Annotated in this window: 10 protein-coding genes; 6 read left to right on the top strand and 4 right to left on the bottom strand. The window is 64.6% G+C overall.

Annotation, left to right across the window (positions count from 1 at the left end; translation table 11 throughout):
* The 4 genes from RMN84_RS03800 to RMN84_RS03785 form a co-directional block, all read right to left on the bottom strand.
* On the bottom strand, positions 1 to 989 hold a 989-nt coding region (locus tag RMN84_RS03800; RefSeq protein WP_309610877.1), incomplete at its 3' end, for an NAD-dependent formate dehydrogenase.
* Between the two features lie 105 nt (positions 990 to 1,094).
* A complete protein-coding gene (locus RMN84_RS03795; RefSeq protein ID WP_309610876.1) occupies positions 1,095 to 2,000 on the bottom strand; it encodes a LysR substrate-binding domain-containing protein in 906 nt (301 codons plus the stop codon).
* 159 nt (positions 2,001 to 2,159) lie between these two features.
* On the bottom strand, positions 2,160 to 2,882 hold the full coding sequence (locus RMN84_RS03790; protein WP_309610875.1) for a hypothetical protein: 723 nt from the start codon (positions 2,880 to 2,882) through the stop codon (positions 2,160 to 2,162).
* Between the two features lie 8 nt (positions 2,883 to 2,890).
* A complete protein-coding gene (locus tag RMN84_RS03785) occupies positions 2,891 to 3,649 on the bottom strand; it encodes a molybdopterin-binding protein (RefSeq protein WP_309610874.1) in 759 nt (252 codons plus the stop codon).
* A gap of 186 nt (positions 3,650 to 3,835) precedes the next feature.
* On the opposite strand from RMN84_RS03785, the gene map reads away from it, so the two are divergent.
* The 6 genes from map to RMN84_RS03755 all read left to right on the top strand — a co-directional run.
* Positions 3,836 to 4,663 carry a type I methionyl aminopeptidase gene (gene map / locus RMN84_RS03780; protein WP_309610873.1) on the top strand — a complete coding sequence of 276 codons (828 nt, stop codon included), beginning with the start codon at positions 3,836 to 3,838 and terminating at the stop codon, positions 4,661 to 4,663.
* A 106-nt stretch (positions 4,664 to 4,769) separates the two neighbouring features.
* Positions 4,770 to 5,108 carry a P-II family nitrogen regulator gene (locus RMN84_RS03775; protein WP_309610872.1) on the top strand — a complete coding sequence of 113 codons (339 nt, stop codon included), beginning with the start codon at positions 4,770 to 4,772 and terminating at the stop codon, positions 5,106 to 5,108.
* A gap of 41 nt (positions 5,109 to 5,149) precedes the next feature.
* Positions 5,150 to 5,359, top strand: a complete 210-nt coding sequence (locus RMN84_RS03770; protein ID WP_309610871.1) for a helix-turn-helix domain-containing protein — start codon at positions 5,150 to 5,152, stop codon at positions 5,357 to 5,359.
* A gap of 404 nt (positions 5,360 to 5,763) precedes the next feature.
* Positions 5,764 to 7,173: a type I glutamate--ammonia ligase gene (glnA, locus tag RMN84_RS03765; RefSeq protein WP_309610878.1), complete on the top strand. Its 1,410-nt coding sequence runs from the start codon at positions 5,764 to 5,766 to the stop codon at positions 7,171 to 7,173.
* A gap of 122 nt (positions 7,174 to 7,295) precedes the next feature.
* Positions 7,296 to 8,225, top strand: a complete 930-nt coding sequence (locus RMN84_RS03760) for a PilZ domain-containing protein (protein WP_309610870.1) — start codon at positions 7,296 to 7,298, stop codon at positions 8,223 to 8,225.
* A gap of 82 nt (positions 8,226 to 8,307) precedes the next feature.
* Positions 8,308 to 8,870: GDP-mannose 4,6-dehydratase (locus tag RMN84_RS03755; protein ID WP_309610869.1), on the top strand; the 563-nt coding region annotated here is incomplete at its 3' end.

Below are 8,870 nucleotides of genomic sequence, written 5' to 3'. Positions count from 1 at the left end.
ATCCCCTCATAGGGCATCGACCGCCACGGATGATCGCGCGGCGCGGGCTGCGGAAACCACACGTCGCCGGCATAGCCCGCCAGCTGCCCGCTCTCGACCGCGCGGACGATCGCGTCGCGGTCACACAGCTTCCCGCGCGCGGTGTTGACCAGATAGGCGCCGCGCTTGAAATGCTTGAGCGTCTCGTCGTTGATCATATGCTCGGTTTCGGGGTAGAGCGGGCAGTTCAGCGTGACGACGTCGCACACCCCGTACATTTCCTCGCGCTTCTCGTGCCAGATCAGGCCGAGTTCCTGCTCGACCTCGGCCGGGAGCCGGTAGCGATCATTGTAATGCAGGTGCATGTCGAACGGCTTCAGCCGCCGTAGCACCGCCAGGCCGATCCGCCCCGAGGCGACCGTGCCGACATGCATCCCCTCGACATCATACGACCGCGCCACACAATCGGCGATGTTCCAGCCGCCCCTGGTCACCCAATCGTGCGACGGGATGTAGTTGCGGACCAGGCCGAGGATCATCATCACGACATGCTCGGCGACGCTGATCGAGTTGCAATAGGTCACTTCGGCTACGGTGATGTTGCGATCGATCGCGGCTTGCAGGTCGACATGGTCCGACCCGATGCCGGCGGTCAGCGCCAGCTTGAGGTTCTTCGCCTTGGCGATCCTCTCGGCGGTCAGATAGGCCGGCCAGAACGGCTGCGAGATGATGACGTCGGCGTCGACCAGCTCGCGCTCCAGCACGCTGTCGGGCCCATCCTTGTCCGACGTCACGATCAGCGTATGCCCGGCACCTTCGAGATATTTGCGGAGCCCAAGCTCGCCTGACACCGAACCAAGCAGATGGCCGGGGGTAAAATCGATTGCCTTGGGCGTGGGATGAGTCTGGCCGCCTGGATATTCCGTCAGCGCCGGCAGGTCATCGCGTGCGTAGCTTGTCGGGAACCCATCGATCGGGTCGTCGTAAAGGACACAGACAATCTTCGCCATGACGCTCTCCTGAGGGCTCGGCTGATGCGAGCGTTGGCGCCTGTGTCGGCCGCGCGGCGGGTCCAATCAAATTAGAGTTTCGATCAGCCTGATAGGAATGTCCTATCAAACTCTTTCCATCACGGCCGCGAAATCGACCCCTTGCGCGCACGCCTCGAGCGCCCGTGCCATTGGCGGCGCAGGCTCGCGATCGCTCGTCACCAGGCCGACCGACTGACGGTGCATCGGCTCGACCAGCGGGATCAGGGCGATGTCGCGCTGCTCGCCGAACAAATGGCCAAAGCTGTGCGGGACGATGCTCGACCAGGCCCCGGTGCGCAGCTGCGACAGCACGGCGAGGAAACTGTTGGCGACCACGTCGGGGCGGAAAGCAACTTGCTGCTGCTCGAACACGGCGTTGAGGATCCGCCGATTCTGCATGTCGTCGCTCAGCAGGCACAGTCGCTGCCCGGCCGCCTCGCGCCAGCTGATCTGCGCGCGACCGGCGAGCGGCCCGCCCTGCGCCGTCGCGAACAGATAGCGTTCGAGGTAAAGCGGCGTCCGACGAACCTGTGCCAGCGGCTCGTTGTCGAGATAGGTCAGCCCGGCATCGAGCTCGAAGTCGTGCAGGTCGCTCTGGATCGCCTTCGACGACAACGACCGTATCTCGACCGTTGCTGCGGGATGCGTGGCGCAAAAGGCTTCGACCAGCATGCCGACGACCGGCATCGCCGCCGGAATGACGCCCAGCCGGAGCACCCCGCTCAGCCCACCGCGCAGCCGTTCCAGCCCCTGCAGCAAGGCGTCCTCGTCCTGCAGCAATTGCCGCGCGCCATCCAGCACGAGCCGCCCTTCCGGGGTCAGGTCGATGAACCGCCGCCCGCGCACCACCAGCCGCGTTCCAAGCTCGGCCTCGAGTGTCGCAATCGCCCCGGACAGGGTCGGCTGCGAGACATGGCAGGCCACCGCCGCGCGCGCGAAATGGCGCTCGCGGGCCAGAGCCGAGAAATAGCGGAGATGGCGCAACAACATCGGAAACTCCGATGACGCGATCGGCTCGGCGGCGCAAGGCTGGCTACTGGACTCGCGGCAAGTCAGATCGGTTCATGATGAGCGACGAACGCCTCGCGCAACGTGCCGGCGCGCGTCTGCGCAGGGACACGAAGGTGATGGCTGCGCCGGGCGCAGCACTCATTCTGCGTCCTTCGAAAAATCGAAGCGGATCCGCACCCAGCTACCGATCAGCGGTCGCCCATCGAGATTTTGTGGCCGCACCTGGAACTGCCACGCCGCCAGCCGCAGCCCCCTTGCAAGTCCCGACCCGGGCGGGGATTCACCCAGCGGCTGGCAATTCTCGACATGATAATGGGCAATTGTCCGGCATGCGATCTCGGCCCAGCTGCCGCGCTCGACCGACTTCGGCAGATAGGCAGCGAGCTGGGCGCGGGTCGGCTCGACCTGCCATTCCGCCTTGTAGAGGTGGGCCCCGCCCGGCCCTTCCCCCGGCCCCGCCGCCCCGCTCGTCTCCGCGACTTCCGCCGGGGCACCCTTGGTGCCGAGGTGGGCAATATCGGCCGATGCCATCTCGTCGCTGCTGAGCGGGATGAAACTCGGCGAATGAAACTTGGGCGGCTTGGCGGCGGCGTGGTGCTCGACGCGCTGTTGCACCTTCGGCGCCATTTTGCGCCTCTCGGCGACCGCCCGCTTCGGTTGCGGCGCAGCCGGTTCGGCACCGAGGTCGATCAAAGTCGGCTCGCTCGGCCTGTCCGATGTCGGGAGCAGCCCGGGGTTGAGGCCCAGCAACAGCAGCAGGAACAGCAATTCGGCACCGAGCGTCAGCCCGATCGCCGCCGCCCGCCGCCGCCCGCTTGCGCGCCGCCAGTCGGGTTCTACCGAAGAAAGCTCAAACTCCACGCGCGCCTTCAGATCCCGCCCGCCACCATTTCATAGCCTTGCGCGGCGAGTTGTTCGCCGAGCACGGCGGCACAGGCTTCGGCACGCTCCTGCTCTTCCGAGCGGATGACGAAGTTCGCCCCGATCCGACCCTCGCGAAAGAAGGGATAACTGCCGATCACGACTCCTTCGTGGGCCTTTTCAGTTGCGCCCAGCAGGTCGGCGACCTCGCTCTCCGGCACGAATCCGCCGATCGTTACGCTGACCAGCGGCCGGCCGCCCTCCAGCGTCCCGGTCAGCGCATCGAGCATCCCGGCGGTGATGTGCGGCACCCCGGCAAGGATGAACAGCTTGCCGAGCCTGATACCCGGTGCGCCCGACATACGATTGGGGATGAGGTCGGCCCCGTCGGGCACCCGCGCCATCCTGAGTCGCGCCTCGGTAATCCCGCCCCGAGTCTCGTAATAGCGCTCCAGCGTTGCCCGCGCATCGGGGTGGACGACGACCGCGAGCCCCAAGGCGGCAGCGATCGAATCCACCGTGATGTCGTCGTGCGTCGGCCCGATCCCGCCGGTGGTGAATAAATAGTCGTTGCTCGCCATCAGCACCGTCACCGCCTCGCCGATCCGCTCGGCAACATCGGCTACGACCCGGACTTCAGCCAGCCTTATCCCCTGCACGTTCAGCCACGCGGCGATCTGGGCGATATTCTTGTCCTGGGTCCGGCCCGACAATATCTCGTCGCCGATCACGACCAGGGCGGCAGTCCAGATTTTTGGGTTAACCATCGACCGGCTCTTAACGCCGCGCCCGGCGGCTGCAACCGCTTGACTTGCAAAGTCGGTTTAATAGCCAGTGAGATGGCTGTGACATGAGGCCAGGATGCGCCAGATGACCGATCTGGCGGTCGTCCCGCTCAAGCTCTCTTTAGCCGAGCGCTTTACCTTCGTCCCGCACGCGTCCTATATCCGCGCATGACCGAATATCTCACCGTTAGCGCCGACGATCGCTCCGAAGCGCGTAGCCACGTGATTAAGCTCCACGGCCCGGAGGGATTCGCGGGGATGCGCGCGGCGGGTCGCCTGGCGGCTTCGATCCTCGACGCGCTGCCAGCGTACGTCGTGCCCGGTGCCACCACCGGCGAGATCGACGATATCGTCGTCCGCATGACGGTCGAGAGTGGCGGCGTGCCCGCCACGCTCGGCTATCGCGGCTTTACCAGGTCCTGCTGCACATCGATCAATCATGTCGTGTGCCACGGCATTCCGGGCAATAAAGTCTTGAAAGACGGCGACATCGTCAACGTCGACGTCACCCCGATCCTCGACGGCTGGCATGGTGACACCAGCCGCATGTTCCTGGTCGGCGATGTGGCGCTCAAGGCGCGCAAGTTGGTCGATGTGACCTACGAATGCCTCATGCTCGGGCTGGAGCAGGCGCGCCCCGGCAACCATCTCGGCGACATCGCCAACGCGATCCAGAGTCACGCCGAACGGCATCGCTATGGCATCGTCCGCGATTTCTGCGGCCATGGCGTCGGGCGACTGTTCCACGACAGTCCCGAAGTGATTCACGCCGGCCGCCCCGGCACTGGACCGGAACTTCGCCCCGGCATGATCTTCACCGTCGAACCGATGATCAACCTTGGCCGCGCCGACTGCAAATTGCTCGACGATGGATGGACCGCAGTGACGCGCGACCGCTCGCTGTCGGCCCAGTTCGAACATTCGATCGGCATCACCGACGATGGCTGCGAAATCTTCACCAAGAGCCCGAGCGGGCTCGATAGGCCCCCTTATTAATGCGGATTCAATGTCTTAGCCGTCATGTTGCATTGCATCATTTGTTTTGCGCAGGGTGGGGCGATGTGCGTAGAAGAGATTTGAGACAGACAACGCGGGGGCAGGCGTGAAGAAAATCGAAGCGATCATCAAGCCGTTCAAACTCGACGATGTGAAGGACGCCCTTCACGAAGTGGGCGTGTCCGGCATAACCGTCACCGAAGTAAAGGGCTTCGGCCGCCAGAAGGGTCACACCGAACTCTATCGCGGTGCCGAATATGTCGTCGATTTCCTGCCCAAGGTGAAAGTCGAAGTGGTCGTCGAGGACGGCACCGCCGACCGCGTGATCGAAGCGATCGAGACGGCTGCCAAGACCGGTCGCATCGGCGACGGCAAGATCTTCGTCTCGACAATCGATCAGGCTGTCCGCATCCGGACCGGCGATCGGGGCAGCGACGCAATCTGACCGCTTCCGCTGCTTCGCAAACACCGGCTACAGGGGCGGCGATGCAGGATTCGCCGCTCGCCTCGATGTCGCCCGATGAGTTGCGCACCGCCATGCGCGCGCTCGGCTATCGCACGCACGCCGACCTGGCTGGCGCGATCGGGGTGAGCCGCTCGTCGATCAGCTTGTGGATGGAGGGCAAGGTCGGGGTCCCCCGCCCGGTCGCCATGCTGCTGCGCATGCTGGTCGCCGCCCAACGCCGAAATTTTTAGTGAAGCAGTGCCGCCAAGCCCTTGCGTTCGGCGGAGATAACCGGTTATCAATAACGCAGCTCGGCCCCGATCAGGGATGGTCCGTGCTGATTCTCTGCAAACTCTTCGGTCACCGGCGCTGCACCCGTCACGCCTATCATGCCGGCACGACCTGGGTCAGCGTGTGCCGTCGTTGCGGCCTCAAGTTGAAGCGCATTGGCCCTGGACAGTGGATCGCCCGCCGCCGCCCAGGCCAACACCGCCGAGCCTGATAGGCTCCGGGTCGCCGTACCATTTGACGCTAACTCGTGAGTGAAATATTCACCGAACTCCCGACTCCGCTGGATTCCGCAGTGCAGCACGGGGAAGAGCGCTTTGCGGCCGCGCGGGGCGGCGATTCATTCTCTCTCATCCATGAGGCCACCATGTCGGATTCGGGCAAGATACTGAAGTTGATCAAGGACCAGGAGATCGAATGGGTCGATCTTCGCTTCACCGATCCGAAGGGCAAGTGGCAGCACCTCTCGATGGTCGCCAGTGCGGTTGATGACGACCAACTCAACGATGGCTTCATGTTCGACGGCTCGTCGATCCACGGCTGGAAGGCGATCAACGAGAGCGACATGATCCTCAAGCCGGATCTGACCGCGACCTACATCGACCCATTCAGCGCGACGCCGATGCTGATCGTCGTGTGCAACGTCGTCGAGCCGTCGACCGGCGAGCTATATTCGCGCGACCCGCGCTCGTCCGCGACGCGCGACGAAGCCTACCTCAAGGCGACCGGGATCGCCGACACCGTCTATGTCGGTCCGGAAGCCGAATTCTTCATGTTTGACGACGTCCGCTTCGAGGACAGCTATGCGACCAGCTTTTTCAAGCTCGACGACATCGAGCTGCCGGGCAATAGCGGCCGCGAATATGAGGGCGGCAACCTCGCCCACCGGCCGCGCGCCAAGGGCGGTTATTTCCCCGTCGCGCCGATCGACAGCGCGGTCGACATCCGCGCCGAGATGGTCTCGACCATGCTCGAAATGGGTCTGCCGTGCGACAAGCACCACCACGAAGTCGCCGCCGCGCAGCACGAGCTCGGCCTGACCTATGGCAAGCTGGTCGAAACCGCCGACCGCATGCAGGTTTACAAATATGTCGTGCACATGGTCGCCCAGGCTTATGGCAAGACCGCGACCTTCATGCCCAAGCCGATCGCCCAGGATAACGGCTCCGGCATGCACACCCACATGTCGCTGTGGAACGGCGACACGCCACTGTTCGCCGGCAACGGCTATGCCGGCCTCAGCGACACAGCGCTTTACTTCATCGGCGGCGTCATCAAGCACGCCCGCTCGCTCAATGCCTTCACCAATCCGACGACCAACAGCTACAAGCGGCTGGTCCCGGGGTTCGAGGCACCGGTGCTGCTGGCTTACTCCAGCCGCAACCGCTCGGCCTCGTGCCGCATCCCCTACGGCACCGGCGACAAGGCCAAGCGGGTCGAATTCCGCTTCCCCGATGCGATGGCCAATCCCTACCTTGCCTATGCCGCGATCATGATGGCCGGGCTCGACGGCATCCAGAGCCGCCTCCACCCGGGCGAGGCGATGGACAAGAACCTCTACGACCTCCCGCCGGCCGAGCTGGTCAACGTACCGACGGTGTGCGGCTCGCTCCGCGAGGCGCTGACCAACCTCACCCAGGACCGCGCCTATCTGACCAAGGGCGACGTGTTCACCGACGATCAGATCGACGCTTACATCGAGCTCAAGTGGGACGAAGTGATGCGCTGGGAAACTACGCCGAGTCCGGTCGAATTCGACATGTACTACTCCTGGTAGCCTGATCGCCGCACCGGCTCGCCAGCGCGGGCCGGTGCGTCCTTCACGTCGGTCATTCGTCACATACCATTTCGTAACCCTCGGCCGCTAAGTCCGGGGAACCATGGTGTGAGGTTTCGTCGATGAACAATTTCCGCGCGTCGGTTTTCTCCGGCAAGCCCAGGCAGGAAGCAAACACGCTTCTCGGTGCCAAGAAGCCCGCCGCTACCCACTCCGACGGGCTCGATGGAATCGCTGTCGCGCGCGACGTTGGTCGCACCACCAACCACCGCGATGACGACCGCCACCGCCTCGACGACGAGCGCGCCTGGATTCATTTCCGCAGCGAAAGCGTCAACGTCGAGCTGATCAACCTGTCCGGCGGCGGCGCGATGATCGCGACCGACATCAAGCCCAGGATGTGGGAGCGGCTCGACCTCGTCCTCGGCGAGCATGGCGCGCTCGAATGCGCCGTCCGCTGGCTCCGCGACGATCGCATCGGCCTGGAGTTCGCCCACGAAACGCAAGTGGGCGGCGACCCGATGCAGCGCGACGCGATGCTGCTGGAGGTCATTCGCCGCAGCTTCCCCGACTTGTCCATCGCCGCCCCCGACGCGGCCGTATTTGAACTGGAGGCCCCCGGCGAGCCACTCAGCGAGGAAGTTGCGGCGCGGCGCACCAGCTCGCGCCATCCGCTCATCTGGAAGGGCTCGATCCTGTTCCAGCACGACACGATTCCCGTCCGCCTGCGCAACATTTCGCCCGACGGCGCGCTGCTCGACGTGCCGCATCCCCTGCCGACCGACGCCGAAGTCTATCTCGATCTCGGTGCGGCCGGCAGCCTGTTCGCCACCGTCAGCTGGTCGCGCGGGGACCAGGTCGGGCTGCGCTTCGCCGAACGGTTCGACATCGCCCAACTGGCCAAGCTGCGCCCGGACCTCGCCCCGCAACGCTGGGCCAGCCCGGACTATCTGCGCGAGGACCAGGGTGACGGGTCGCCGTGGGCCGAGCAGTGGAACCGCATGTCGATCGAGGAACTCAAGACCTCGCTCGAGGGCTTTCTCAAGCATTGATCACCCGCGCAAGCTCGGGTCGGCTCTTGCCACGCAAGGCCGATCGACTATCGCGGATGCCTGATACCCAAGGGGAATTACCGTGGCGCGACTTTATGGCAGCAGCAAGCGCGTGCTCGTCACCGGCGGCGCCGGCTTCCTCGGCTCGCATCTGTGCGACCGGCTGATCGCCGACGGCCACGAAGTGCTGTGCCTCGACAATTTCTTCACCGGCGACAAGGCCAACATCGCGCATCTCCTGCCGAACCCGAAGTTCGAGCTGCTGCGCCACGACGTCACCTTCCCGCTGTTCGTCGAGGTCGACGAGATCTACAATCTCGCCTGCCCCGCCTCGCCGGTCCATTACCAGCACGACCCGGTCCAGACGACCAAGACCTCGGTGCATGGCGCGATCAACCTGCTCGGCCTCGCCAAGCGCCTCGGCATCCGCATCTTCCAGGCCTCGACCAGCGAAGTCTATGGCGACCCCGCCGTCCACCCGCAGCCCGAGGAATATTGGGGCCACGTCAACCCGATCGGCATCCGCTCCTGCTATGACGAGGGCAAGCGCTGCGCCGAGACCCTGTTCTTCGATTATCATCGCCAGCTGGGCCTGAGGATCAAGGTCGCGCGAATCTTCAACACTTATGGCCCGCGGATGCATCG

This window comes from Sphingomonas sp., assembly GCF_031380695.1.
In the GTDB taxonomy this organism is placed as follows: Bacteria; Pseudomonadota; Alphaproteobacteria; order Sphingomonadales; family Sphingomonadaceae; genus Sphingomicrobium.
Note: the sequence above shows the minus strand (reverse complement) of the source record. Positions and strands in the feature narration are given on the sequence as shown.

Excerpts from the sequence above, each read along its gene's own strand:
- glnA (WP_309610878.1), top strand. The coding sequence starts at position 5,764 with ATGTCGGATTCGGGCAAGATACTGAAGTTGATCAAGGACCAGGAGATC.
- RMN84_RS03785 (WP_309610874.1), bottom strand. The coding sequence starts at position 3,649 with ATGGTTAACCCAAAAATCTGGACTGCCGCCCTGGTCGTGATCGGCGAC.
- RMN84_RS03760 (WP_309610870.1), top strand. The coding sequence starts at position 7,296 with ATGAACAATTTCCGCGCGTCGGTTTTCTCCGGCAAGCCCAGGCAGGAA.
- RMN84_RS03770 (WP_309610871.1), top strand. The coding sequence starts at position 5,150 with ATGCAGGATTCGCCGCTCGCCTCGATGTCGCCCGATGAGTTGCGCACC.
- map (WP_309610873.1), top strand. The coding sequence starts at position 3,836 with ATGACCGAATATCTCACCGTTAGCGCCGACGATCGCTCCGAAGCGCGT.
- RMN84_RS03795 (WP_309610876.1), bottom strand. The coding sequence starts at position 2,000 with ATGTTGTTGCGCCATCTCCGCTATTTCTCGGCTCTGGCCCGCGAGCGC.